This window comes from [Clostridium] ammoniilyticum, from assembly GCF_025566905.1.
Taxonomy (GTDB): domain Bacteria; phylum Bacillota_I; class Bacilli_A; order Erysipelotrichales; family Coprobacillaceae; genus Faecalibacillus; species Faecalibacillus intestinalis.
Genome location: NZ_JAOQJR010000004.1, coordinates 168,693 through 195,479, shown reverse-complemented (window position 1 = coordinate 195,479; position 26,787 = coordinate 168,693). Strand labels below are relative to the sequence as shown.

At 29.3% G+C, this 26,787-nt stretch carries 30 protein-coding genes, 1 pseudogene and 1 riboswitch; of the genes and pseudogenes, 1 reads left to right on the top strand and 30 read right to left on the bottom strand.

The window, feature by feature from the left end; genetic code table 11:
- Positions 1–65 precede the first annotated feature (65 nt).
- The 7 genes and pseudogenes from OCV55_RS05755 to OCV55_RS05725 all read right to left on the bottom strand — a co-directional run bounded on the left by OCV55_RS05755 (position 66) and on the right by OCV55_RS05725 (position 6,775).
- Positions 66–317: a kinase to dihydroxyacetone kinase gene (locus OCV55_RS05755; RefSeq protein ID WP_119363289.1), complete on the bottom strand. Its 252-nt coding sequence runs from the start codon at positions 315–317 to the stop codon at positions 66–68.
- A gap of 11 nt (positions 318–328) precedes the next feature.
- Positions 329–1,630 (bottom strand): amidohydrolase, encoded by a 1,302-nt coding sequence (locus OCV55_RS05750; RefSeq protein ID WP_022002535.1) that lies wholly within the window; start codon positions 1,628–1,630, stop codon positions 329–331.
- A 69-nt stretch (positions 1,631–1,699) separates the two neighbouring features.
- Positions 1,700–2,674, bottom strand: a complete 975-nt coding sequence (locus OCV55_RS05745) for a sensor domain-containing diguanylate cyclase (RefSeq protein WP_119363287.1) — start codon at positions 2,672–2,674, stop codon at positions 1,700–1,702.
- A gap of 68 nt (positions 2,675–2,742) precedes the next feature.
- Positions 2,743–3,765, bottom strand: coding sequence for a chloride channel protein (locus tag OCV55_RS05740; RefSeq protein ID WP_317233019.1), 1,023 nt, complete (start codon positions 3,763–3,765; stop codon positions 2,743–2,745).
- 201 nt (positions 3,766–3,966) lie between these two features.
- A riboswitch (Fluoride riboswitch) is annotated at positions 3,967–4,039 on the bottom strand.
- A gap of 31 nt (positions 4,040–4,070) precedes the next feature.
- Positions 4,071–4,913, bottom strand: a complete 843-nt coding sequence (locus OCV55_RS05735; RefSeq protein ID WP_147580067.1) for a spermidine synthase — start codon at positions 4,911–4,913, stop codon at positions 4,071–4,073.
- Positions 4,914–4,930: 17 nt separating this feature from the next.
- Positions 4,931–5,362, bottom strand: a complete 432-nt coding sequence (locus tag OCV55_RS05730; RefSeq protein ID WP_147580066.1) for a recombinase — start codon at positions 5,360–5,362, stop codon at positions 4,931–4,933.
- Positions 5,363–5,764: 402 nt separating this feature from the next.
- Positions 5,765–6,775: pseudogene (locus OCV55_RS05725) on the bottom strand (NADH:flavin oxidoreductase).
- A 213-nt stretch (positions 6,776–6,988) separates the two neighbouring features.
- On the opposite strand from OCV55_RS05725, the gene OCV55_RS05720 reads away from it, so the two are divergent.
- Entirely contained in the window at positions 6,989–7,948 is a 960-nt protein-coding gene (locus OCV55_RS05720; protein WP_147580065.1) for an HNH endonuclease domain-containing protein, read from the top strand.
- 104 nt (positions 7,949–8,052) lie between these two features.
- On the opposite strand, the gene OCV55_RS14095 is transcribed toward OCV55_RS05720, so the two are convergent.
- The 23 genes from OCV55_RS14095 to OCV55_RS05610 form a co-directional block, all read right to left on the bottom strand.
- Complete coding sequence (locus tag OCV55_RS14095) at positions 8,053–8,181, bottom strand: DpnII family type II restriction endonuclease (protein WP_394802855.1); 129 nt, start codon at positions 8,179–8,181, stop codon at positions 8,053–8,055.
- Positions 8,182–8,204: 23 nt separating this feature from the next.
- Positions 8,205–8,351, bottom strand: coding sequence for an AAA family ATPase (locus tag OCV55_RS05715; RefSeq protein ID WP_119363282.1), 147 nt, complete (start codon positions 8,349–8,351; stop codon positions 8,205–8,207).
- A gap of 102 nt (positions 8,352–8,453) precedes the next feature.
- Positions 8,454–9,800 carry an MATE family efflux transporter gene (locus OCV55_RS05710; protein ID WP_147580064.1) on the bottom strand — a complete coding sequence of 449 codons (1,347 nt, stop codon included), beginning with the start codon at positions 9,798–9,800 and terminating at the stop codon, positions 8,454–8,456.
- The gene (locus OCV55_RS05705) at positions 9,800–10,243 is read right to left on the bottom strand and encodes a MarR family winged helix-turn-helix transcriptional regulator (RefSeq protein WP_119363280.1); all 444 of its coding nucleotides are present in this window, start codon (positions 10,241–10,243) and stop codon (positions 9,800–9,802) included. Before OCV55_RS05705 ends, OCV55_RS05710 begins: the two co-directional genes overlap by 1 nt.
- A 557-nt stretch (positions 10,244–10,800) precedes the next feature.
- The gene (locus tag OCV55_RS05700; RefSeq protein WP_032089979.1) at positions 10,801–11,043 is read right to left on the bottom strand and encodes a DUF3781 domain-containing protein; all 243 of its coding nucleotides are present in this window, start codon (positions 11,041–11,043) and stop codon (positions 10,801–10,803) included.
- A 142-nt stretch (positions 11,044–11,185) separates the two neighbouring features.
- Complete coding sequence (locus OCV55_RS05695; RefSeq protein WP_147580063.1) at positions 11,186–12,331, bottom strand: ABC transporter permease; 1,146 nt, start codon at positions 12,329–12,331, stop codon at positions 11,186–11,188.
- Positions 12,318–13,499 (bottom strand): ABC transporter permease, encoded by a 1,182-nt coding sequence (locus OCV55_RS05690; RefSeq protein WP_147580062.1) that lies wholly within the window; start codon positions 13,497–13,499, stop codon positions 12,318–12,320. The genes OCV55_RS05695 and OCV55_RS05690 overlap by 14 nt, the downstream gene beginning before the upstream one ends.
- A complete protein-coding gene (locus OCV55_RS05685) occupies positions 13,499–14,260 on the bottom strand; it encodes an ABC transporter ATP-binding protein (protein WP_081918938.1) in 762 nt (253 codons plus the stop codon). Before OCV55_RS05685 ends, OCV55_RS05690 begins: the two co-directional genes overlap by 1 nt.
- Complete coding sequence (locus tag OCV55_RS05680) at positions 14,260–14,880, bottom strand: TetR/AcrR family transcriptional regulator (RefSeq protein WP_147580061.1); 621 nt, start codon at positions 14,878–14,880, stop codon at positions 14,260–14,262. Before OCV55_RS05680 ends, OCV55_RS05685 begins: the two co-directional genes overlap by 1 nt.
- Positions 14,881–14,980: 100 nt before the next feature.
- Positions 14,981–15,709, bottom strand: a complete 729-nt coding sequence (locus tag OCV55_RS05675; protein ID WP_267309829.1) for an ABC transporter ATP-binding protein — start codon at positions 15,707–15,709, stop codon at positions 14,981–14,983.
- 13 nt (positions 15,710–15,722) lie between these two features.
- A complete protein-coding gene (locus tag OCV55_RS05670) occupies positions 15,723–16,454 on the bottom strand; it encodes an ATP-binding cassette domain-containing protein (RefSeq protein ID WP_147580059.1) in 732 nt (243 codons plus the stop codon).
- On the bottom strand, positions 16,451–17,968 hold the full coding sequence (locus OCV55_RS05665; RefSeq protein WP_147580058.1) for an ABC transporter substrate-binding protein: 1,518 nt from the start codon (positions 17,966–17,968) through the stop codon (positions 16,451–16,453). The genes OCV55_RS05670 and OCV55_RS05665 overlap by 4 nt, the downstream gene beginning before the upstream one ends.
- Positions 17,965–18,777, bottom strand: coding sequence for an ABC transporter permease (locus tag OCV55_RS05660; RefSeq protein ID WP_147580057.1), 813 nt, complete (start codon positions 18,775–18,777; stop codon positions 17,965–17,967). Before OCV55_RS05660 ends, OCV55_RS05665 begins: the two co-directional genes overlap by 4 nt.
- Positions 18,755–19,693, bottom strand: a complete 939-nt coding sequence (locus OCV55_RS05655) for an ABC transporter permease (RefSeq protein ID WP_147580056.1) — start codon at positions 19,691–19,693, stop codon at positions 18,755–18,757. The genes OCV55_RS05660 and OCV55_RS05655 overlap by 23 nt, the downstream gene beginning before the upstream one ends.
- Positions 19,693–20,400 (bottom strand): class I SAM-dependent methyltransferase, encoded by a 708-nt coding sequence (locus OCV55_RS05650; protein WP_147580055.1) that lies wholly within the window; start codon positions 20,398–20,400, stop codon positions 19,693–19,695. The genes OCV55_RS05655 and OCV55_RS05650 overlap by 1 nt, the downstream gene beginning before the upstream one ends.
- A gap of 10 nt (positions 20,401–20,410) precedes the next feature.
- Positions 20,411–21,607: a nickel pincer cofactor biosynthesis protein LarC gene (gene larC / locus OCV55_RS05645; RefSeq protein ID WP_147580054.1), complete on the bottom strand. Its 1,197-nt coding sequence runs from the start codon at positions 21,605–21,607 to the stop codon at positions 20,411–20,413.
- The gene (gene larB / locus OCV55_RS05640) at positions 21,607–22,353 is read right to left on the bottom strand and encodes a nickel pincer cofactor biosynthesis protein LarB (protein WP_256186555.1); all 747 of its coding nucleotides are present in this window, start codon (positions 22,351–22,353) and stop codon (positions 21,607–21,609) included. The genes larC and larB overlap by 1 nt, the downstream gene beginning before the upstream one ends.
- Entirely contained in the window at positions 22,316–23,119 is an 804-nt protein-coding gene (larE, locus tag OCV55_RS05635; protein ID WP_147580052.1) for an ATP-dependent sacrificial sulfur transferase LarE, read from the bottom strand. The genes larB and larE overlap by 38 nt, the downstream gene beginning before the upstream one ends.
- Before the next feature lie 152 nt (positions 23,120–23,271).
- A complete protein-coding gene (locus OCV55_RS05630; RefSeq protein WP_022001580.1) occupies positions 23,272–23,679 on the bottom strand; it encodes a DUF3842 family protein in 408 nt (135 codons plus the stop codon).
- A gap of 204 nt (positions 23,680–23,883) precedes the next feature.
- Entirely contained in the window at positions 23,884–24,123 is a 240-nt protein-coding gene (locus OCV55_RS05625; RefSeq protein WP_052010853.1) for a hypothetical protein, read from the bottom strand.
- 48 nt (positions 24,124–24,171) lie between these two features.
- On the bottom strand, positions 24,172–24,318 hold the full coding sequence (locus OCV55_RS05620) for a hypothetical protein (RefSeq protein WP_227391875.1): 147 nt from the start codon (positions 24,316–24,318) through the stop codon (positions 24,172–24,174).
- Between the two features lie 272 nt (positions 24,319–24,590).
- Positions 24,591–25,715, bottom strand: coding sequence for an aldo/keto reductase (locus OCV55_RS05615; RefSeq protein ID WP_119363267.1), 1,125 nt, complete (start codon positions 25,713–25,715; stop codon positions 24,591–24,593).
- A gap of 139 nt (positions 25,716–25,854) precedes the next feature.
- The gene (locus OCV55_RS05610; protein ID WP_147580051.1) at positions 25,855–26,724 is read right to left on the bottom strand and encodes a DUF362 domain-containing protein; all 870 of its coding nucleotides are present in this window, start codon (positions 26,722–26,724) and stop codon (positions 25,855–25,857) included.
- Between the last annotated feature and the right edge of the window lie 63 nt (positions 26,725–26,787).

Here is a 26,787-nt window from a genome sequence, read left to right as displayed (position 1 = left end):
TTATTTATAAATAGCTTTGCAATTATAACATTTTTTAAGTTATTAAAAAAGATGCTTTCGCATCTTTATCCTTTTAATCCTCTTGATTGTCGATCCATATCTTCAATAACAATATCATAGACTTCACCAAGTGTTGAACAATATTCTAAAACCTTCCATGGTTCATTTGTATGAAAATGAATTTTAATCAATTCATCATCTCCAACAGCTAACAAGCAATCTCCCTTAAAATGTGTTGTAAAATATTCACTAATTTCATCTTCATTTAAATTTTTTCCTTCAATTAATAATTGTGTATCATATTTAAATTCTAACATAGTTAGCTCCTTTATTTTAATAATGTATAAGCAATAGACGCCATGATTCGTGGTCCTTTATTAAGTACTTCTTCATTGAAATTAAATGATGTGTTATGAGGTGAAGCTGTAATATCTGTCAATAATTTCATATAAGTAGCTTTACCCCCATGAACTTGGACATATTCCATCATATAAGAAAAATCATCACTACCTCCTAATGGATTTAAATTTTCTGGAGGTAATTTTAAATCGGGCATTTCTTTAACACAAATATTTCGTATTTGATTCATAAAATCTTCATCACAATTTAAAGCAAATGCTTTCCCCATTTGTTTAATTTCAACAACAGTATCATGCATCAAAGCACAGGCGTTAATAATATCTCTTGCATAAATTTCCATATAACGATTTAATTCTGTCGTTACACCACGTACTTCTATTTCAAGTTTTGCTGTATCAGGAACAACATTTCTACCTGTTCCTGCATGAACAGTTCCTACATTGACACGTGTTTGTCCATCACTGTTTCGAGGAATCGAATGCAAATTAATAATACAGTTAGCTGCTGAAAGCAATGCATTCTTACCGAATTGCGGAGATTCTGCCGCATGTGTTGAAACTCCATGATAAATGACATCTAATTTCGTTGTTGCAAATGATTCATTCATTCCAAAATAAAGATCGTAATCTTTAACACGAGGCATAATATGCGCTGCAAAAATATAATCGACATCATCCAAAAAACCACTTTCACAAATGGATTTTGCTCCTCTTACACCTTCTTCAGCCGGTTGAAAAATAATTTTCAAAGTCCCATGTAAGTGTTCTTTAAGCTCCATCAATATTTTAGCAGTTGTTAAACCAATAGATGCATGACCATCATGTCCACAAGCATGCATCGCTCCTAAATGACAAGAAGAAAAACCTTCTTGTTTTGGATAATGCCCATCTGTTGAATCTTCAACAAGCCCTAAAGCATCAATATCAAAACGAATAGCTACAACAGGCCCTACACCGTTTTTTAAGATACCTGCAACAGCTGTCATTCCATTTTTAACTTGTTCTAAATATTTAGGATTTGCCCCTTCTTTTTTAGCACGTAAATAATTAATATTAAAAATCGCTTCTGGCGGTAATCCCATACGCGCATCTTTATCCATAATTTCTTTTCCTACTAAAACCTCATAACCTAAGTTTTCTAAAGTAGTTGCAATTTGACATGCTGTACGTATTTCTAACCAGCCTCTTTCAGCAAAGTGGTGAAAATCTCGGCGCTGATTGATTGTTTCTTGATGGTATTTTTGTGCAAGTTGTTTGATTGCCTCATACATTTTTATCACTTCCTTGTTGATTTTATTATATCTCAAAATAAAAAATGATGATAGCTTTTTACACTATCATCAATAAGTAATACGATGTTTTCCATTTCTTTTTGAAATATACATTCTTTGATCACATTTATTTAATAAATCTTGTATTGTTTCTTCATCACGAATACCAGCAACACCAATACTTAATCTTACGATATCATGATAAGCACCAGCATGTAAAATAACATGATCAAAGGCATCTTTAATATCTCTGGCAATTGAAACTGCCCCATCTTTTTGATAAGCTGGTAGAATAACTAAAAATTCGTCTCCGCCATAACGACATGGCTCCATAGTTGGATATTTTTGATGTTTAATATTATTTAAAACAGTTCCAACATGTTTAATAACTTCATCTCCAATATGATGTCCATAATTATCATTAACACTTTTAAAGTTATCTAAATCTAATAACAAAATAGAAAATGGTGTATTATTTTCTAAATATTCTTTATGCAATGTATCTAATTCTGCATGAATAAAACGTCGATTATAAAGTTGTGTTAAAGCATCTGTAGCGTTTTCTTGTGAAAGTTCAACATTAAGCTTTGTTAAAATTTTGGCTTTTTCTTGATTTTCTCTAAGTGCCTTTACATCACTTGTCATATCTTCTGTAATAACAAAAACACCGATTGTTTCTCCTTGACTATCATATAACGGATATTTTCTTGTATGTGCAATAATCGTATAGCCATCATGATTTTTTCCTTCAGTTTCTACAACATTAATTGCTTGTCCTGTTTCCATGACACGTTGTTCATCTTCAAAAGCTTGTTTAGCGTGTTCTTGTGAATCCGGAAACAAATCAAAATCAGTTTTACCAATAACTGCTTCCTTATTATTTTTAAATTGTGGATGTTTTTGATAAAACTGATCATTAACATATAAGATTTCACTTTTTCTATTTTTAAACAAAATAACTGATGATCCATCAGCATGAACAATTGACTCAATGAGTTTTAATGGATTCACCTTTAATTTTGTAAATAATTCATCAAATTCCATTTTCCATCACCATTATTATTTTATCTTTGAAGTAGCAAAATGTAAAGCCTTTCATCATGTAATGTTTGTTAAAAATTTTTGATTTGGGCAGTATATATAGATTTATTTCCATTAACTAAATAAGCAAAAATACATATAATAAGAAATGCTATCATTTGATGCCCACCAAAGACTTCTAAACCTATCATCATTGGTGCTAAAAGTGTATTTGTTGCTGAAGCAAAAACTCCCGTATATCCTAAAGCTACACATAATTCAATAGGCAAATGAAAAATTGGGGCAAGTATAAATCCTAGAGTTGCTCCTATTGAAAATAAGGGTGTTACTTCTCCACCTTGAAATCCAATTGCAAGAGTTACAACAGTAAAAATAAGTTTTAAAAACCAATCATAATAAGTCACATTTCCATAAAATGATAAATCAATTAAATTTGTGCCTAAGCCACTGTATCTTCCTTTAAAAATCATTAGCCCTATCACTAATAAAATAGAAATATAACCTATTCTTTTATAGGGATTTTCTATTTTATTTTTAAAAAATGTTTTTAAAGCACTCAACGACGTTGAAAATATTCTTCCAACAATTCCCAAAATAATTCCTACTAGAATCATTAACATCATATTTTTTAAATCATTCATATTAATACTTTGTTGAATATTTACACTAAACTTTTCCAATCCTAAAAAATGCGACGTATAAGAAGCAGTAAAAGATGCTATAACCCCTGGAAGTAAAGCTTCATACTCTATTTTACCTATAACCATAACTTCCATAGCAAAAAACAAAGCAGTAAGTGGTGTTTGAAATAATCCAGCAAATCCAGCTGCCATTCCGGTAATCAACAAAACTTTTCCATTCTTAGGAAAATGAAAATATTTTGTAAAATAATGAGAGAGCGTCGCTCCAATTTGTACAGCCACTCCTTCTCTACCTGCACTTCCTCCAAATAAATGAGTTAACCATGTTCCAATCATAACTAAAGGAATAAGTGCTAAAGGAATCCCTTTTCTTTTTTGTTGACCTGTTTCAAAGACAAGTGTCATTCCTTTTAAACTCAGTTCATTAAAGTGATAGTAAAGCCAAGTAATCACTATTCCTGCAATTGGTAAAAAAGGAATTAAATACCAAAAATATTTGTTTCTTATCTCCCCCCTATTAAAATAAGTCCTTTACCAAAAACAGTATCAATACCTCCTACAACGATTCCCATAACACCTGCAAATATCATATACTTTAATAATTCTTTTTTATTTTCCATGTTTCCTCCTACAAAAAAAGCTAATCACCCTGTGTATTACACAGAAGTCATTAGCCAAATAGCGGTTTCGATATAAATCGAGGGAGAACCTCATTCCCATGGATTAAACTTATCATATTTTTTAAGATAAAACAATAATTATAATAAATTTTTATCTCTTAAAATATGTCCATTTGTATAATCAATATCATCAACATGATTGATCATTCCTTGATGATATCTCTTTTGATTAATATTATGATAACTTACAATATTAAAATGAACTTCTTGATCTACTGCAACAACGATTAAGTTTTGTCTTTTTTGATGCTCATTCTTTTCTTGTGCTTTAAAGACATAAATATATTTAAAACATTGTTTGAGTGTTTTTACAACATTCTTTATATTTTGACTATATTTACCACTTAATGAACCAATGATATTTGTTATATAAATTCCTTGTGGGTTTAAAGATTCTTTTATTCTTTTGATTGCTTCCAATGAATGAAGTTCTAATACTAAATTTTCACCAATAAAAACATCACTTAAAATAGCATCATATTTCTTTTTGTTCCTATTTATATAATCTCTTCCATTTTCAAAATAACAATGAAATCTATTTTTATTCTTATCAAATTTATTAATAGTTTCTTCTAAATAGAAGTATTTATTAGAAATATCATAAAGAACTTTGTTAATTTCAACAACATCAATATTTCCTTGATGATGTGCTAAAAAATATTTGGGATAATGAAAAGCACCACCACCAATTAATAAAACATCATTAATTTGTCTATCTTCTAAATAATTTTCATCAAACATTAAATCAAATAAATACATATATTCAAAAAGTAATTCATTTTGTAATTCTTCTTCTATATAAGTTGCTGATTCCATACCACCATCTATATCAAGAACTCTTACTCGATGCTTATCATGTCGACCATAGCTAATGATAATATGTCCATAAGGGCTTTCTATTTCAATCTTATAGTTATACAATTCTTATTACCCTACCTTTAAAATTTAAACGGATCCCAATTTGGTTTTCCACTATCATAGTAATCACATGATTCTTGCCAAGATTTCATTTCATCTTTAATGGTATCGCATAAACATTTATAGTCATCTTTTTTAAATTTATCATGATTCATCATTGATTTATAAAACTTTTTAAAACGAGCTGCTGTTTCTTTTATAGAATTTGGTGAAGACCACATACATTTTCTAATAAAGAAATCTCTAAAGAACAAATCAACTTCATTATTAACTTCTTCATAATTTGCATTATTACGATTTAATAAATATTCATTGATAAAGAAATCAACATTTTGTATATGTTTCTTGAATGTTTTATCAGATAAATTTGAAAGATCTTCTTTAAAAATATTTAATAATTCTTCATGTTGTTTTTCAATTTTTTCTTTGTCAAACGGTTCTTTAAAATACATAGACATATCTCCTTTGTTTTTAAATTATTATAATCAACTTTCTTTTATCTAATTTTATCATATTTAATAATTGTTCTATACTAATTCTAAAAATAATTTAAAAACAGGAATATTACAACACAATTGTTGTTCATCCTGTTTTATTATTATTTATTAATATCTAATACTGCATAACATGCATCTCTAAACGCATCAAAGCAACATTTGCTTTTTTACAATCACCAATAATATGAGTTGATATGTCAAGTTTTTCATAATCACTTGTGTCATTTGATTTAAAACAACTGCTATAATAACACCATCTTATAAATATTCTTTTCCACTTGCAATAACAACTTTTTTAGGATGTGAAGCCATAGAGAGACTATCTGTTGCTTCTTCTAATAATCCTGGATTTCTTATTCACGTAATATGTTTGATACTTGGATCATACAAAGAATTACTACAATAACGAATTTGATTCACTTGACCATTTTTAGCTTTATTACAAAAATTTGCATCGGCAAGTTGCGCACGCGCCATTACAATTAAATCTGCTTTATCAGCTTCTAATATCTTTTCAGCAAATTCAGGAGTATTAATACGTCCACAAGGCATTGTAAACATTCCTGTTTCTTTACGAATACGTTCACCATCTTCTACATTGAATCCATTTTTAATATCTACAGGAGCTACTTCATAAAGAGTTACAGCTGTTATAATATTTCCACGTGATATTTTTAAAACATTGACACCATATTCTTTGGCATCTTTACAACAGTCAATCACTTCTTTAAGAATTAATCCACTTTCAAGCATATCATCATGACAATCTATTTTCAAAAATAGAGGCATGTCTTCTGGTATATTTTGACGAATAGCTTTAATACATTAAAGTGGAAATTTCTATTGATTTTCAAAACTCCCACCCCATTCATTACTTCGATGATTGATTCCACTAGAAAGCATTGAGTGTGGTAAATAATTATGAGCGCAATGAAATTCTAAAAAATCAAATCCAGCTTCAACTGAACATTTAGCTACCTCACCAAACTTATTAATGACATCTAATAATCTTTCAAAAGTAATTTCTTGCACAGTATATTCTGCATTTAATGGTATATCATTTGGAACTAGAATTTTTGATTTTTAATCTAAAGCAACAGCTAAACCTCCTTGCCAAAGTTGAATACATGTTTTATCACCAGCATCATGTACTACATCATTTAATTTTTTTAAGCCATTAATATACTTATCTTCAACTATAAATAAAAATCCAAAATGTGCACTTGCTTTGTCAACAGCAGTAACCTCAACCGTATTTAAACCATTGCCACCCTTAGCACGTGCTACATGATAAGCAATCAACTTATCTATAACACTTTTTCTGCCTTCACTTTCCACACTTTCATGCGTACCTATCGCAGACATCATAATACGATTTTTTTATTCCATGCCACGAATCTGTATCGGTTCAAACAATTTATCAAATATTCCTTTTTCCTCCTAAGCGTTTGCTTTTTTTCTCTTAATCATAGCATTATGCAAAAGTGCTATCAAACAAAATATAGAGAAATTAATTTTTAAATCTATTTTCTTTATGTTAAAATTTATAAAGAAATAATATTAAATATTTGGAGAAATAAAATGAACAGCTATATCAAACAATGGTTAGAAATTATAGAAAATATGAATAATGATAATACATATAAACTTGCATGGGGAAGAGCTATTATTGAACTATGTTTTGAAACAAATCAATTAGATAAACAAGTAACTTTTACATTTCAACATATTGCAAAAAAGATGATTAAATATTATTGGAATCAAACCTATTTCTTTCATCTTGATCAAAGTCCAAACAAAAAGAAAATTCCCATTTTAGTTCAAAATGTCAATCTTCTAATTGATCTATATGAATCTATTCAACGTACTCATGTTCCTGTTTGGTTTGATAAAGCTGAGACTATTTTAAAACATGAAAAACAATATCGTAAAATTATCAACGACAGTGCTAAAACATTAAAAAATGATGTTTCTTGGAGATTTAAATTAGCAAATAAAAAAGAATATGATCTTTATTATTTAGATAAAAATTGCATGTTTATTTCTTTTACTAAACAACAAGTACTATCGCTTAAAGAATATAGTTTTGTTTTATCTCAACTTATTAATTTTAAATGGGCTCAACTTCTTGAAAAATTTAATCATTCTCCAAGAATTGCTTCTAAAGTAAAAGGCATTTCTGATAATACTATTAAAAGAAGCAGTTTAACAAAATATAAAAATATTCTTTTAAAAAGCAATAACTATCAAGCAATTGATTTTTATACTGGAAAAGTATTACAAGAAAATGATATTTCTGTTGATCATGTCATTCCGTGGTCTTTCATGTACAGTGATGATATTTGGAACTTAGTTTTAACAAGCAAATCAAATAATTCATCAAAATCAAATATCATTCCTTCTCAAGGTGTAATAGAGAGTTTAAAAGAAAGGAATGCTCGACTAGTTAAATTAATTAATGATAGCAAGTATAAAGATGAATTACTTTTAGCTATAGAAAATGATTATGTTGATAAGTTTTATTTAGCCATGAAAATTTAACAAAGATAAAATAATTTTAAAATTTGTTATAAAAAAAGAAACCGTTAGAAATATAATTATATATTTTAACGATTTTTTATATGTTATGTATTTTATATTTTTTATCATTTAATTATTGTTTCAAGAATACCATTTTCTAAATCCGTAATGCAATATAGATGTTTTAAAACATCAAATGTTTCTTTTAAATTATGTTTTGCAGTATTCCATCCTTGACCATCTGTTACCCAAATAAAAGTAATTCCATTAATATTTTTTATTTCTTCTGTGATGGTCTTGTAACTAGCGTTACTTCAGAACCTCTTTCTAAAAAATCTTTAATCATCCGTGTTTTATCTACAAAGTAATAATTTTCTTTTCTAAGCTTTCTAAAACTTTTAATTCCTGTTGGTATCTTTTTCACGGTAATCACCCTTTCGGTATTATTATACGATCGCTATGTACTATTTAAATATTCAAATCAAATTTTATCATTCCATTAAAAAAGAAGTGTTTTTCACACTTCCTAAGCATTTTCTTTTTTCATTTTTTTACTTAAATAAATATAGAAACATACATTTAGTATAATACCAACAATTGTCGCAATTGGTGCAGCTAAACCAATATTTGTTAAATTTGCATGAGGTTGAATTGACATATAGTAAGAAAGTGGTAAACGTACAAGAAGGGTTTGAATAAGTCCTTGTACCATGACCCATACCGTTTGATAATGACCATTAAAATAACCAACCATACTAAATAATATTGCTGTTACAATTGTTTCTAAAGCAAATCCTTTTAAATAAGCATAACCTTGTAAAATAACGGCTTTTTCTGTTGTAAAAATACTTGTAAGTAAATCTCCTTTAAATAAAACTAAGATAAAGACAACAACACCAATTATTAAGCCAATACCCATTCCTGTAAACATTGCATGTTTTGCTCTTTTTTCATCACCAGCACCCACATTTTGGGCAACAAAAGAAGCCATTGATTGCATTAATGAACTTGGTACTAACATGGCAAAGTTAACGATTTTACAAGCAACACCATAACCGGATGATGCTTCTAATCCTAAACGGTTAATAAAAGCACATAAAGCTAAAAATGAAATTTGTGTTAAACATTCTTGAAGCGCTAATGGTAACCCAATTTTTAAAGCTCGAACACAATGTGAATTGATTTTAAAATCATGCTTTGTAATTTTAAATGATAATTTTCTTTTAAATAATAGCATTAAAGCAAAAACAACACTGATTGCTTGGGCAAAAACAGTTGCCATGGCAGCTCCTGCTGCATCTAAGTGTAATCCTGCAACAAGAACTAAATCACCAATAATATTAATAACACAGGCAACTGCCACAAATAAAAGAGGTGATTTACTATCGCCTAAACCTCTAAAGATCGCTGATAATAGATTATAAGCAACAATAAAGAAAATACCTGCCCCACAAATTCTTACATAAGTAGCAGTTAAACCAAGTGCTTCTTTAGGTGCTTGCATCAAAGTTGAAATTGGTGATGCTAACATAATCATAACTACAAATATAATTGCAGAAATAATTGCAAAAACTACCGTTGCTCCTCCTATTAAAGCACCAATCAAATTCATTTTCTTTTCACCAATATATCTTGCAATTAAAACTGTAATTCCCATCGCAGATTGTGTTACCACAAATGTTATCAAGTTTAAAACTTGACTTCCTGTAGAAACTGCTGAAAGTCCTGCTGTTGTTCCAAATCTTCCAACAACAAGTAAATCAACCGCTCCATAGGCCGCTTGTAAAATAAGCGCACCTAAAACAGGAATCATAAATAATGATAATTTCTTTAAAATACTTCCCTGCGTAAAATCTGATTTAGAGTGATCCATTATTTTTCTCTCCCTTCACACATAACTTCATAAAACTTTTCAATAGTTTGAATCATACAATCTGCTTCATCATTAGAAACATGATTCAAACACAAGGCTAATTTTTGAAAATAATCTTTATTGTATTTTTCAAAAATCATTTTTCCTTCTTTTGTAACGGTCACATAAGTGACACGTCCATCATGTTTAGCTGTTTCTTTTTTTAAATATCCTTTTTCTTCCATTGCATGAATTGTACGTGTAACTCCCGGACGAGGAAGATTTAAAACTTCACTCACATCTGAAACCCTCACTTTTTGATTTTTTTCTTCAAGTTCGATAATCGTTTCTAAATAACGTACATAGGATGGTAAAACTCCTTCAGGAAGTTTAGGCAACATATCTAAAATCCTTTTAGCCATGTAACAGCTATCTAACATTTCTTTTACTTTTTCGCTTTTCATTAATTTCTCCTATTAATTACCAATGATAATTATCATTGGTAATTATATAATTATAAAAAAGATTGTCAAGAAAAAAGATACTAACAAATTGTCAATATCTTTTAATCGTTATGCTTTATAGCAAACCCAAATAACATCACTTTTAAATCTTATCTAAAATAGAAGTATTAGTAGCTGGACCATCAATAAAATCCATGTGTTCTGCACGAAATTCTTCATATAAAATTTCACAAATTGCTTTTAACTTACCTTCCTTATAAACATCTTCTAAAACTTTACAAGCAATTTTATTTCCTTCTAGATAACGATCATCGCTTTGATTGACTTTCTCCTAAGGTTAAGCTCTATGAATAATCATCCTATCTAAATAACCTAGTCCCGTTGTTTCAATGGTTTGGACAATACTTTCTTTGGTTACTTGACATATTTACGGATATCTTTGCCTATACCTTTTTCATTACCATATGATTGTCCTATATCAAAATGATGATAACCTAACTTTATATTTTAATTTCAATGTGAATAAAATGTGCATAATGTGCACAACTTGTGAAAATCTATTTTATTGTATGTGCCGTAATAATGGTATAGCTTGTTGCATTAATTGTTATTTTTATAGCACCATTTTCAATATACCAGTTTTTCCCTTTACGATATATCAAACTCTTTTTATCTAAAACTTTATTCTTACAAAATTCTACAACATCTTCTTCAATTCCTAAATTTCTTTTAATTCTTGATATACCTAAATGTGTTGTGTGAATTTTATAAATATTCATTAATAATTCATTCTTATCCATCTTGATGACTCGTCCTTTTTAAAATAGTATCCTATTGCCTCCCATTAACATTCCTAAACTTAAATAATGATCTTTTGATATTTGTTTTTTTGTATTCATTAAAATAACAATGACAACAATTAATAGAAATTCTTTCATACACTCACCCAATCTTTTGTTTTCTTTTACTAATCATTAAGGTAATCAAAACAAAGCTTAAGGTAAATCCTAAAACAATAATACCATTAATAATTATTGGTTGTAATGTTTCTAATTTAAAATATTCTAATGTTTTAATAAGTTCATTATTTTGTACAAAATAATACGTTGGTAAAATATGAGCAATCTTTAAAACATAGCTTGGCATAAATGACATTGGCACAAAGCATCCACAAAGAAACGATGTTCCTAAAGCAACAACATTGACAATACCTCCAATAGCTTGCTTATTATGGGTAATAGTTCCAATTAAGAATCCTACGGCTAAACTACATATTGAAAAAACAAATGAATTTAAAATATAAGCAATCCCATTCCCACTTAACATAATTTCTTTAAATAAGATAAAACTAATAATCATATAGGCTAACCATACAATAAAAGAAGCAAGACCTAAAGAAGCAAAAACAATCCAATTATATTTACGATATGAAAAACTGCTCATAATTGTTCTTTTACGTACACCCTCTTGATTTAAACTTGCAAGAATCATTGTCATACAATAAACTCCCCCGGCCAGTAAGGCATAGTTTAAGAAATTAAAATAAACATTCACTTGATTCAATTTAGAACTATCTAAGGATGTGTTGAGGTTTACTTTTGTTTTTTGGTTAATCACTTGTTTGACTTTTTGATTTAAAGCTTTACCTTGATAATGTTCTTTATAAAGATTTACTGTCTTTATATATTTTTCAATTAACATTTGGGTAAAAGATGCATTTTCATTACCATTTGATTTATATTCAATCGTTGGATTTTTATCATTTACAAGATCATCACCAAAGTTTTCAGGAATATACACAACATAACTTATATCACGATAAAACAATGCATCGTCTACTTTTTCTTGATCATTGATGTCGATATCTTTTAATGTCGCTTGTTCTTTTAAATACGAAACAAATCCTTTGGTTATTTCATTGTTTTGATCCTTATTTACAATCAAAATATCTGGTTTTGTTGCCTCATAATGATTCATATTACCAGAAGTTGTATTAAATAATGTAATTGCAAGTAAGATCACTGTATAAAGAATTAAGTTTCCTTTTAATTTATTTAAGATTTTAAAAACGGTACTAAATATAATCATATTGTTCCCTCCTTAAAGCCCTAAAAGAAATAAATAAACATACAATAATAAATACTCCTAAACAACAAATATCTCTGATATATCGATTAAATGTATTGTAATAATATAAAGCATAAAAACCATCGGTAATCAAATTATTAGGATTGATAAGATTAACAATAGGTATATTTTTATCAATAACATATTTTAAAGTAACACCCATCATCCCAGATAGAACCGAGAAAAACATAGAAATCGCAATATTAATTCCTGTTTTTGCTTGTTCAGAAACTCTAAAAACAGAAGCAATAAATATTCCCATCGAAATACCTGCTAAATCACCAACTAAAGAAAGAATGACTATATAAAGCCATTGACTACCAAATTCAACATTTAAACCAAATTTTAAAAAGATTAAAAGAATTGCTAAACCAACAAGGCTTACTAAATAAGAACCTAGTGCTGAAGATAAGACAAGTATTCCTTTTTTATTTGGTGAAACAGAAACTCTTTTCCCTTTAGCGGACATATTCGCCAATTGATTATTAATAGCTGTTAAGCCCAACATCCCACCATACATACAAGCCATGGCAATTAAGGTATAATATTCAATTTGCATATAACTTAAATGACTACTTGATGTGTCTTTTAAAGATACTTCTTGGTTATTGAGCTTTTGAAGAATATCATGTACAATTTGTTGAACATTAAAATTGTAGTTTCCTTGTTGTATTTCATCTTCAATTTGTTTCTTTGTTAGATCTTCTATCATCCTCTTATTTTGTTTAATTTCATCCATAACAAATTGCAAGATTGTTTGTTCCATACCATTTTCTTTAATCACAATTTGTGGTTCTTGTTTATTAAAGAGAATATATCCTTCTATTTCATTATCTTCTAAAAGCTGTTCCGCCTCTTTTTTATTTACAAAATGAATACGAAATAACTGATCCTTATTTTTTTTATCAGAAAGCTCTTTAAAGGTTTTTTGATAAATTGTTTGGTTTTGATATTCCTTATTGTCAATAACTGCAATATCAAAAACTTGTAAAGCTTCGTCTTTTTCAATATTTTCAAAAGCCATGTGAAAGAAAATACCTAAAATAATAGGAAAAGCAAACATCCAAAAAATAAGAACTTTATTTTTAAAAAGTATTTTAACTGTATACTTTAGATTATGAATAAACATCAATCCCTCAATTCCTTTCCTGTTAACTTTAAGAAAACGTCATTAAGAGTTGGACCTACACGTTCAATCTTTTCCTCAATATTTGCTTCTTTCTTTAATTCATCACTTGTTCCTTGAGCAATGATCTTTCCTTTATCTAAAATAATAATACGATCACAAAGTATTTCTACTTCTTCCATATAATGTGTTGTATAAACAATTGTAGCCCCTTGATCTCTTAATTTTTTTATACCATCTAAAATATGATTACGACTTTGTGGATCAACTGCAACAGTTGGTTCATCTAAAAAGATCAGTTTAGGTTTATGGGCAATCCCACAAGCAATATTTAATCTACGTAGCAATCCTCCGGAAAGTTGTTTAGGTAAAAACTTTTTAAAATCATTTAATCCTACTAAGTTAATTGCATCGTCAACATATTGTTTTCTTTGTTTTTTATCTCGAATATATAAACCACAAAAATAATTGATATTATCATAAACATTCAATTCATCAAAAACAGCTACTTCTTGAAAAATAACTCCTATCTTTGCTTTTAAATCATAAGAATCAGGTTTCATTTCTTTACCAAAAACCTTAATAAATCCTTCTTGATATTTAAGTAATGATAAAATAGAGTTAATAGTTGTACTTTTTCCACAACCATTAGGTCCTAATAATCCTAAAATTTCTCCTTGATAAACATTAAAGGATAAATCATCAATTGCTTTTAAATTTTTATACTCTTTTGTAAGATGTGAAACCTCTATTACTTTTTCCATCATTCTTTTCCTTCCCTATTCTTTTTAATAAGTTGTGCCAAAATTTCTTCTTTTACATTTCCCTTTTTTACTTCATAAAGAAGCATCGAAACATATTGGTCCTTTAACAATTCTGCAATTTCTTCATCATTAAATTCAACGGTCTGATTGGCTGCTAAACTCGCAATCCCATTGACATATAACCACATTCTTAAATGGAATTGTTTGGCATCTTCATTTGACATACCCGTTTGTTTAGAGATTGTTTCAAGGATTGTCTTTGCTGATCCTGTTAAATCAATAAAATCAAATGCTCCTTCATTTATTTTTCGGTTAAACATTATTTTAAATAATTCATGCTCTTCTTTAGCAAAACGAATATAATTGATTCCAATATCCTTGTATTCTAATTGACCTGTTTCACTTTTTAAAACTTCTCGATCAAAAATCTTTACAATTTCATCTATCACATCTTTTTTTAAAACATCCATATTCTCATAAATATAAAAAAGTGGTTGTGTTGAACAGCCTAATTTCTTTGCAACCTTTCTGGCATTTAAAGCATTGAGTCCTTCATGGCTAATAATCGAAATACTTGCTTGTAGAATATCTTCTTTTTGTATTTTTCTTTTTGCTGGCATAAAAGCCTCCTTTCTATAACTAATGTTATATATAACTCTTGTTATAATTATAACAATATCTTCTTGTCATTGTAAAGAAAAAAGGATATTTCAAAATATCCTAACCATTTAAATAAGCTGCCTTTAATAAGTTTTGTACAACTTCATTTTCACTTTTATATAATTGTTGTATTGTTCCTTTTTCTATGATTTTTCCATCATTTAAAACAAGAACCTGATGACAAAACTCATGAACCAATGAGAGATCATGACTAACGAAAAGAATAGCCATATGATATTTATAAACACATTGTTTTAATAATTCGATAATATCTCTTTGAATCACTTGATCGAGACTGCTGGTAATTTCATCACAAATAAGTAATTGGGGTTGTATAATCAATGCTCTAGCAATTGATATTCTTTGTAACTGTCCTCCGCTTAATTCATGAGGATATTTTTCCAAACAAGCCTCATCCATACTTACTTGTTCTAATATCTTTTTAATAGCAGTCATCACTTCTTTTTTATTTAAATGATAAAAATAATGATAAGGTTCATAAAGAAACTGTTTGATTTTCATTCGTGGCGAAAAGCTTTCAATTGGATTTTGAAGAATAAGTTGTATATCTTTACGACTCTTTTTAAAATCAACTGTTTTTCCTTGATATAATAAAGAACCTGAAGAAGGTTTTTCAATACCTGAAACAAGTCTTGCAAGGGTACTTTTTCCGCATCCACTAACACCAATAATACCAACAACTTCACCTTCATCAATGCTAAAATCAAGATGATTTAAAACAGTCTTATCGTATTTTTTTGTAAGATCTTTAGATTCAAATAAACGCATTATTCTTTTCCTTTCATAATAGTGACTTTGTATAGGGATGCTTAGGAGCATTAAAAAGAGTCTCTACATTTCCTTTTTCTACAATCATTCCATCTTTAATAACAACTATTTGATCTGCAATATAACGTGCTACTTGAATATTATGTGTTACAAACACAAAAGTTGTTTGTTTTTTTAGATTTAAAAGATAATCTAAAATTTGTTTTTGAATAACGACATCTAAACTGCTTGTCGGTTCATCAGCCAAAACAAGTGAAGGTTGTAAACATAATACTAAAGCAATCATCACTCTTTGAGCCATTCCTCCTGATAATTCAAAAGGATACTTGTTTAAAATAGTTTCTTCTAGCCCCATTTGTTTTAAATAATGAATAGCTATTTCTCTTGACTGTTTTTTAGAATATTTAAAATGAGTATGTAAACTTTCATAGAAATGCTCTTCAATATTTTGATAATCATCAAAATAAGTTAAAGGATTTTGAAAAATCATGCCTATTTTTTTTCCTCTATAACAATCTAAACCCTTTTCTAATAAATTATCTTCTTCAAATAAAATTTTACCCTCTATAATTTTTGCATCATCACTTAACAATCCCATTGTTGCTTTAAGTAATGTTGATTTCCCACTACCACTTTGACCGACAATAACTGTAATTTGATTTTTAGGAATCATTAAATCTATATGATGTAAAATCTCTTGTTCATTATAAGTCAATGTTAAATTTTGATAATTTAATATACTCATTTAAGATCAATATCCTTTGTAATCATATAATAATCAACTGGATGGCAAATAGCTCCTTTGACCTTAGAAGAAGTTACCGTATTTAAAGGAACATAAGAAACATAAATATTGGCAGCATCATCTAAAATCATTTCACTTGCTTGAATAGCAAGTTGTTGTCTTTGTTTTAAATCATAAGTTGTGGAAAATTGTTGAATCAAATTATCAAGATTTGAGTTTTTATAACGTCCTGTATTACTTGAACCCGTTGATAAATAACGTTGTTGAATAAAGATTTCTGGATCACCTGTAGGTGCACTTGAATCATTAGCCGAACATAAATCAAAAGTTCCTGCTGCTTTAATATCATTCACATTTTCAACTTGATTAAGTTTAATTTTAATACCAATCTTTTTTGCTTCACTTTGCATAGATTGCGCAATAATATTTGCATCTGCTGAACCATGATCCGCGCTTTCATAATAATTTAAAATGATTTCTTGTCCATCTTTTTCTCTGATACCATCATTATCCGTATCAACATAGCCCGCTTCATCTAAAAGACGATTGGCTTCTTTTAAATTAAGACTATAGCCATTAGAAACATCTCCATAAGGTAATGCACTTGAATAAAGACCAGTTGCTTCTTTTCCACCAATCAATTTAACAATACTTTTACGATTTACACTATAAGATAAAGCTTTTCTAATCGTTAAATCACTTAAAAATGTTGTTTCATTATTCATATAAATAACATTTGTACGTGGCCCTAAAACTTCTAAAACCTGATAATCTTTATTATTTCTAAATAATTTTAAACTTGAATAATCAATCGTATTCGCAAGATCAACTTCACCCGATTGTAACGCTAAAACACGTGCATCAGAATCTGCCACTTGACTAAAATGAACATGGTCAAGTTTTGCTTTACCATCGTAATATTTTTTATTTTTGCTTGTATCGATTGTTTTTTCTGAAACAAAATCATCCACCACAAAAGGGCCGGTACAAAGAGGATGATTGGCAATATCTTCTTCACTTTGACTTGCATCATAAATAGTAAAGAGTGGTTCACAAAGATTATTTAAGATTGCCCCACTTGATTTATTTAAATAAAGATAAATATCTTGCCCCTTTGCTTCAACATGATTTAAATCAAAATAATCAATCGCTCTTGTATTTTTTTCAAAAGCTCTTTCTAAACATGCTTTGACATTTTCTCCTGTTACTTTTTTACCATTTGAAAAAGTAATAGAATCTTTTAAAGTAAATTTCCAGGTCGTATCATCAATTTGTTCATAGGATTTTGCCAGACATGGTTCTACTTCATATTTTTCATTAAGTTTTAACAATGTTTCTCCTACCCCAATGCGACTTAAAACCCAACCATCATAATTATTTGTCGGATCTAAAGATGTTGAAATCCAAAACATAGCTGCATTAAGTGTTTTACTTGATGCATTTTTGTTTGAATTAGAACATCCACATAAAGTTGTTAACATAAATAAACAAAGTAATAATTTTATTTTCTTCATAACTTCTCCTCATAATGTTTAGGATCTAAATAATCCCTTATATCTTCTGATAATAAATTAAAAATAAGCACACAAATAAATAAAACAAGTCCTGGAAAAAACATCATCCAAGGAGCCACTTGCATAAATTGTTTACTTTCATAAAGCATCGCTCCCCATTCAGGTTGTGGTGGCTGACTAGCAAGTCCTAAAAAGCTTAAACCTGCAAGTGAAATCATCATATTTCCAATATCTAAAAAAGTTGTTACAAGTATTTGTGATAAAATATTAGGTAATAGATAACGAATGATTCTTTGCAGTGTTGGTACACCCGACATTTGGGCCATCACTAAATAATTCTTTTTCTTTTCTTGTTTGACAAGAGCAAGAGTCAATCTTGCATATTTTGTCCACCAAATAAGTGCTAAAGCAAATACTGTATTAAAGAGACCTGCCCCGACGATTCCTACTATTGCAATGGCAAAAATCGTATCAGGAAAAGCAAGTAATCCATTAATTATATTATTAAAAAAAGATTCAACTTTATCCTTAGACAAGCCTGCAATTAAGCCAACAATCATTCCAATAAAAACAATTAAAAACAACATCAAAAAAGTCAAACCAAAAGAAGTTTTTGCACCACAAAGAATACGACTAAAAACATCTCTTCCTAATTTATCTGTACCAAAAATATGTAAGAAACTTGGTGATTGTAAAGAGAAATCATAATTAACTTTTAAAGGATCATAAGGCGCTAAAAAAGAACCAAATAGAGCAATAAGTAATAATAAAACAGCAAGACCAATCTCAATTTTTAACTTTCTTTTCATTGAAACGCCTCCTTAATCGTGGATTTAATACTTGTTGAAAAATATCAACAAATAGATTAACAAAAACATAGATCAATGCCATATAAATTGCATAAGCTTGAATAATTGGATAATCACGATAACGAATAGCTTCTACAACCATGTTACCTAAACCTTGATATGAAAAAATCGTTTCAATAATTGCTGTTCCACCAAGTAAATGTCCAATAGAAAGACCTAATAAAGAAGAAAGTGTCGTAAAAACATGAGGTAAAACATGCTTTAATAAAATTTCTGATTGTTTCATTCCTCTTGCTTTGAGTCCAATAACATAATCTTGATTTAATTGTTCTAAAATAGCATTTTGAATCATTCTTGTATAAGAACAAATCAGCGGAAAACTTAAACAACAAACAGGTAAAACAAGACCTTTTAAACTACTTCCACTAATAACAGGAAACAATTGAATCTTTACTGAAAAAAGCAGAATTAAAAGAAGTGCTAACCAAAAATTAGGTAAAGATAAACCTAAAAAAGAGATATTTTTTAAAATAGAATTAATCAAACTATGACGATGAGTAGCACTATAAATTCCTAAAGGAATCGAAAAAGCTAAAACAACAACAAATGAAAACATCGCTAATTTTAAAGTATTTGGTAACTTTGATAACATTTGTTGATTCACATCTTGTCCATAATGATAAGAATAACCTAAATCACCATGAACAAAATCATTCAACCAGTCAACATAGCGAACAACAATATTTTTATCGAGACCCATCTCATGTCGTGTTTCATTTAAAACTTCCTCGCTAGGTGTAATTCCTTTAGATAAATAATACATTTCAGCACTATCACTTGGTGCCAAATCTGTCATAATAAAGGTAACAAGTGTTACCAAGAAAAGAACTGAAAATAATGATAAAATTCTTTTCATTATTTAATCGCATGTATTAAGAATTGACGAATCAATTCTTTTCCTTCCTTTGTTTTTTCTTTTGAAAGTATTTCACTTTCAATTTGTTGAAAACCGATTTCTTTTAGAATTTCTATATCATATTGAGGTCGTAAAACATAAGATAACTTTAATTCTTTAGCAATATTATCAATAATAGAAACATCAATACCTTCCATATGTTGATGATCACTATGACCAGCTCTATTATAATCTTGATCTTGATAATGATAATAATGATTGCCATCAATATTTAAAAGATGTCCTTGTTTTTTTAAAACTCTAACCATCTCTTGATAGGCTTGTACAGGCTTTTCTAAATTCCATGTTACATTACGTGTGATAATCAAATCAAAAATTTCATCTTGAAAAGCTAAATCTTGAACATCCATCTTCTGAAACTCAACATTTGCCTTAAACTTGCGTGCATTGTTTCTAGCCTCTTCTAACATCTTATCACTATAATCAATGCCAATAACTTGGCATCCTAAATTTGTAAGTAAGACAGAAAAAAAGCCTGGGCCACACCCTAAATCTAACACTTTCATTCCTTTATTTATTTTTAGATAACGATTTATTAATTCTATCCATTTTTCTTGATCATGTAAAAGTTCTTCTTGGTTATCCAAAGAATAACCAAAAGAACGTTGATTCCAATAATCTGCAATTTTATTTAACTGACTTGTCATAAATTCTCCTTTATTTAACAAGATGATATATTTCCTGTAAAGAACATTGATGTTTTAACGCTAATTTTTTAGCACTTTTATATTCTGGATAACATCTTTTTTCACCATCAATTTCTACTTCTTTTACTTGAAGTTTTCCAAGAGGTGTTTCGATTTCTTTAATTTGTCTTTTTAAAACAGTTCTTTGTTCCTTACGATAACGAATACCAATAGTTGTTGTTTGCGTAAAAATCACTTTTTGTAAGAGACCCATCTTTTCTTCATTACAAACGACCGTCAAGCGATAAGCTGGTCTATTTTTTTTCATAAAGATAGAAGTAAAGAAAACATCTAAAGCTCCTTGATCTAAAAGCTGTTCCATTACAAAACCAAGCATTTCTCCACTACAATCATCAATGTTGGTTTCCATGACTATAATTTCGTTTTTTTTTTTAATTTCTCCAAGGGATACTTTTAAAACATTTGGAATTACCAAATCTTTTGTACCCGTTCCCCAACCTACTTTTTGAACATTCATAGCAGGCATTGTAGTAAATTCACTCGCAATTTCTGCGATGATTGCAGCACCTGTTGGTGTAACAAGTTCTGTATCTACATCAATTTGTCGAGTGATAGCATTACTTGCTGCAAAGATTTCAGATGTTGCAGGTACAGGGACAGAAATCATCCCATGTGCACATTCAACAAATCCATAACCATCATTAACGACACTACTATAAATAACATCCGGATTAATTTTACATAATAAAATTGCTGTTCCAATAATATCAACAATAGAGTCAATGGCTCCTACTTCATGAAAATGAACATTTTCTAAACTTTCATTATGGACTTTGCTTTCAGCTTTGGCAACTCTTAAAAAGATACGTTTAGCAAGATCTTTCGCTTTTTCATCAATTTCACTTTCATCAATAATTTTATTAACATCGAATAAATTACGATGTTCATGATGATGGTGATGAGCGTGTTCATGATGTAAGTGTTCATGCTCATGTTCATGATGATGTTCATGTTCTAAATGAACATCAACATAAGTTCCTGTAATCCCATTTTTCTTTTCTTTAGAAATATGAATATGATACCCATCCACATTTAATTTTTTTAATTCATTAACTAAATAATGAGGGTCATCAATCAATTCAGATAATGCTCCTAAAGTCATATTTCCACTAATTCCACTACTACAATCAAAATATAATACTTTCACTATTTCTTTCCTCCTAAACAATTAATGGTATGGGCCATAAATCCTGCCCCAAATCCATTATCAATATTGACAACACTAACCCCACTCGCACAGCTATTAAGCATCGCAAGAAGAGCTGATAATCCATCAAAGTTAGCCCCATAACCAATGGATGTTGGTACGGCAATAACTGGTTTATCCACAAGTCCTCCAACAACGGAAGCAAGGGCCCCTTCCATTCCTGCACAAACAACTAAAACATTTGCCCTTTGAATAGTATCTAAACGATGAAACAAACGATGAATACCGGCAACACCCACATCACTGACAAGTTCAACTTCGTTACCTAAAAATTGAGCTGTAAGCATGGCTTCACGAGCAACTGGCAAGTCTGATGTTCCCGCACAAACAACAACAATTTTTCCTTTATTGATTTCTTTTTGATCTTCATCAATATAACAAATGTGCGATAAAGAATCATAAATCATTTGTGGAAATTCTTTTAAGATAGCTTCACTTTTTTCTTGGTCGACACGTGTAATTAAAATAGAATGGATATCATGGTCTAACATATTTTTTACAATCCCAATAATTTGTTCTTTGGTTTTACCAGCACCATAGATTACTTCATGATTTCCTGTTCTTTTTTTTCGATCATAATCAATCGTTGCATAATCTAAAGGCTGTTCAATCAGTTTTTGAGCTTGTTCAATTGTTAGTTCATTATTTTTAACCTTTTGTAGAATTTCTAATGTTTTCAATATCATAACCTCCACTTCTAATTCCTTCTAAATCAAGTGTTACAAATCTAAATCCAAGATTTTTAATATTTTGAATCAATTCTTTATTTTCAATGATTTTCATAAAATCTTGTGGTTCAACTTCAAGACGTGCCACATCTCCATGTACTCTTAAACGTACATGAAGCATTCCTAAATCATGTAAATATTTTTCACCTGTTTCAACAAGTTTTAATTTTTCTAAAGTAAGCTCTGTATTGTAGTCAAAACGAGAAGCCAGACAGGCATTGGATGGTTTATTATAAGTAGCAATACCAAGCTGTTTAGAATAATCCCTAATTTCTTGTTTTGCTAAATTATTATTCGCTAAAGGCGAAATAATACCTAATTCTTCACAAGCTTTTAATCCTGGTCGATACACTTTTTCATCATCTTTATTTTTCCCATCTAAAACATAAGCAAAGTCATGTTCTTTAGCGACGGCAATAACTTTTGACATAATGCTTCTTTTACAATGATAACAACGATCTTTATGATTAAAATGAAAAGCTTCTACGTCTAATGGATTGACTGATAAAACCACATGATTTGAATCTTTTAATTGTTCAAGAGCACCTTCAATGTCTTCTTTTGACATCATTGCTCCTCGACATAAAACAGGAAAAACATTTTCTTTTCCTAATGTTTCAAGAGCTACATGGAATAAAAAGTTGGAATCAACACCCCCACTATAAGCAATCGCAACTTTTCCATAATTTCTTAATTCTTCTTGTAATAATTCTAATTTATTCATATAAATCTCCCTAAACTCCTCTATGACTTCTACTTAAAGGCTTCATTTAACATTGAAAAAAGTTATATTTATTATTTTACTCAAAAAAATATCGTATACATAAGTAGTTTATAGTTTCAACTATAATCGATACTTCATGTATACGATATCCTCTATTTTTCTAATTTTTCAATCATAACAACAAGGTCATCAATATATTCAGATATTGATTTTGATGCAACACCTACGACTTGAGCACTGCATTTAGAAACAGGAATAAAATATTTACGCGCTTCACTTTCTCCAATAGCTTTTGCCATAGCTGGTGTAATTTCACCATACATTGAATTTGCAAAAGCAACTCCAATCGGACCAACAACAATAGAGGCATGTTTAACATTATAAACAACAGCATTTTCCCCCGTTGCAATAATATCAGCACCACCCTTTTTTAGCTGTGTTGTTGCCATACTATTGGTTCCAACACCAATGATGGTATATTCTGGATGTTTTTCTTTTAAAACTTGTATAATATTTTTTCCAATTCCGCCACCTTGTCCATCAATAACAACAATTTCCATTTTCCCTCCTGATATATAATAAACTTCTTGTTTATTTTCGATTTCGTATCTCTATATCTTATTCATGAAAATAATCAGTAATTTCTTGCATATGTTTACTCTGTTGAACATGAAATGGACATCGTTTATCACAATGGTGACAAACAATACAATCACTTGCTTTTAAAGCTAAATGATGATAATGATTTGTAGCAAGTTCATCTTTTAAACGAGCAAGATCATAATATTATTAATCAAGGTAGTGTCTAACCCTTTTGAACAAGGATGACAATGTTTATAATAAACAAATTGATTACAATTTTCTAATATTGGAAATATTCTTAAAATTGAATAATCTTTTTCTACATCAGATACTTCTAAATAACGAAGAGTACGTGTTAAATCATCATTTCTAATTCCTGGCAAAACTGTTAAAATAGACAGTTTATCTAAAGCATACTGCATATATTGAGTTTCTGTCAAGGCTTAATGAAATAGTGACTCATCTTCTTCTCAAAGTTTTCCTCCACAAAAGGCTTTCATTACAGTAGTACCTACGCCTTCTTTTTTAAGACAACGATATAAATCCATACGTTCATCAAATTCATCAATGGCGAAGTCTTCAAACTTCAAATCATAAGCCGAATCAATACTAAACATGTCAATATCTAAAACGTGATGAACAAGTTTTAGCGAATGTGATGATAAATCAATATGATAAATAATTGCTTTTTTTAATCTAATATATAATCTAAAGCACCATAATAGGTTTTAAATTCGTTGTCCAACCATACTCTTCTGATGAATATTCAACACCAAAATGAATTTGTAAGTAAATTTGATTACTTCTTGATTTACTTATTCTAAAGAACCTACCCCTAAACTAATAATATTTATTTCTTCATTTCTATGTAGCAATTTTCTATATTCCGTTATTTTTCAAAATGACCTGCAACATCTTTTAAATATTGAATAATTGATAAATGTTGTGGACATACGCCTTCGCATTGACCACATTCAACACAGTCACTGGCTTTACCAAATGTTTTTGTTAAGTTGTTGTAGTATTCTCCTTGTGGTGTCCATCCTTTTTCTTCTACTTCTTGTAAATCTGCATTATATAATGAGAAGTATTTTGGAATGGCAATATTCATAGGACAACCATCAACGCAATAAGCACATCCTGTACATGGGACAGTAATTGTTGAATTGATTGCAGTAACCGCTTTTTTAATTAAAGCATATTCTTCTTCATTTAATGGTTTAAAATCTTCCATATAACCTAAGTTATCTTCTAATTGTTCCATATTAGACATACCACTTAAAACCATCATAACGTTTTCTTGACTTGCTGCAAAACGAATAGCCCAAGAAGGAATTGACATATCCGGATGATATTCTTTAAACATCTTTTCAACTTCTTCTGGTACTTTCGCAAGTGTTCCACCTTTTACAGGTTCCATAACGATAACAGGTTTATGATGTTTTGTAGCTACTTCATAACATTTTCTTGATTGAACGCCAACACTGTCCCAATCAAGATAGTTGATTTGTAATTGTACAAATTCAAATTCTGGGTGTTCTGTTAAAACTTGATCAAGCAATTCAGGACCATCATGATAAGAAAAACCAATAGTTTTAACTAAACCTTTTGCTTTTTTATCTTGTATCCAGTTAAAGCAATCTAATTCATTATAAACTTCAATACTATGTGTATTAATATCATGTAATAAATAATAATCAAAATATTCTACACCTGTTTTTGAAAGTTGTTCATTAAAGATATGATCACGATCTTCTTTTGTTTTAATAAAACCTGAATGTAATTTTGTTGCAAGTGTATAAGCATCTCTTGGGTAACGTGATACAAGTGCTTCTTTGGCTGCATTTTCACTTGCAAATCCACAATACATCCATGCAGTATCAAAATATGTAAAACCTTTTTCGATAAATGTGTCAACCATCTTTTTTGTTTGTTCAATATCAATTTTTGAAGCATCATTTGGATCTAACGATGGTAAACGCATTAAACCAAAACCTAATTTCTTTTGACTCATTTCCTTTTTCCTCCTATTTATTTTCCTTAAATTAGCCTTCAAGTAAGTATTCTTACCTTTTATTATTTTATCATTCTTGCATAGTTGAGGCAAATACCTCTTTTAAATAGCGCACTATGTCTTTTAAGCATGGAACAGATTAATCATCTATTTCAATAAGTTCATATTCTCTTGAACCATATCCAAGTGCTGAGGCTGCTTCAATGGTATGAATACCATGACGAGATTCAATTCTTTCAATTAAATGATTTCTTCCCTTATCATTAGAAGCATAAACTAAATCAATACATGCTTGATCAATAGCAATTGGATCCGTTGAAATTAAAATACCAATATCATCCATACACGGATCTTCTGCCACTGCACAACAATCACAATCAACAGACATATTTTTCATAACATTGATATAAACAATGTTTCCTTTAAAATATTCATGAACTGACTTAGCTGCATCTGCCATTGATTCTAAAAACAAATCATGATCAGCTGTCCAAATCTTTTCAGGTTCTCCTGCCCCATGAATATAAGCTTTTCCATAAGATGAAGCACAACCAATTGAAAGTTGTTTTAAAGCTCCGCCATAACCACCCATTGGATGTCCTTTAAAATGAGATAAAACAATCATTCCATCATAGTTTTTCATATCTTTTCCAACATAGTTTTTTTGAATCACTTTTCCTTCAGGAATATCTAGAATCATATCAGGACCTTCTGCATCCATTAAATCTACATCAAAATATTTAGACCATCCATGTTTTTCAATTGTTTTTAAATGTTTTTCAGTTGTATTTCTAGATCCTTCATAAGCTGTATTACACTCCACAACTGTTCCATTTAACCTATCAATAATTGGTCTCCAAAAATCAGGTTTTAAAAAGTTTTGATTTCCTTCTTCCCCTGAATGAAGTTTAACAGCAATCTTTCCTATTAATTCTTTTCCTAATACTTCGTACATTTCTAAAACCTTTTCAGGTGTTATTATTCTTGTAAAATAAACTTTTGATTTCATAAGTAATCTCCCTTTCAAGCAAACTATAAACCTAAAGTTGAGTTTAGAGTCAAGAGGATTTTT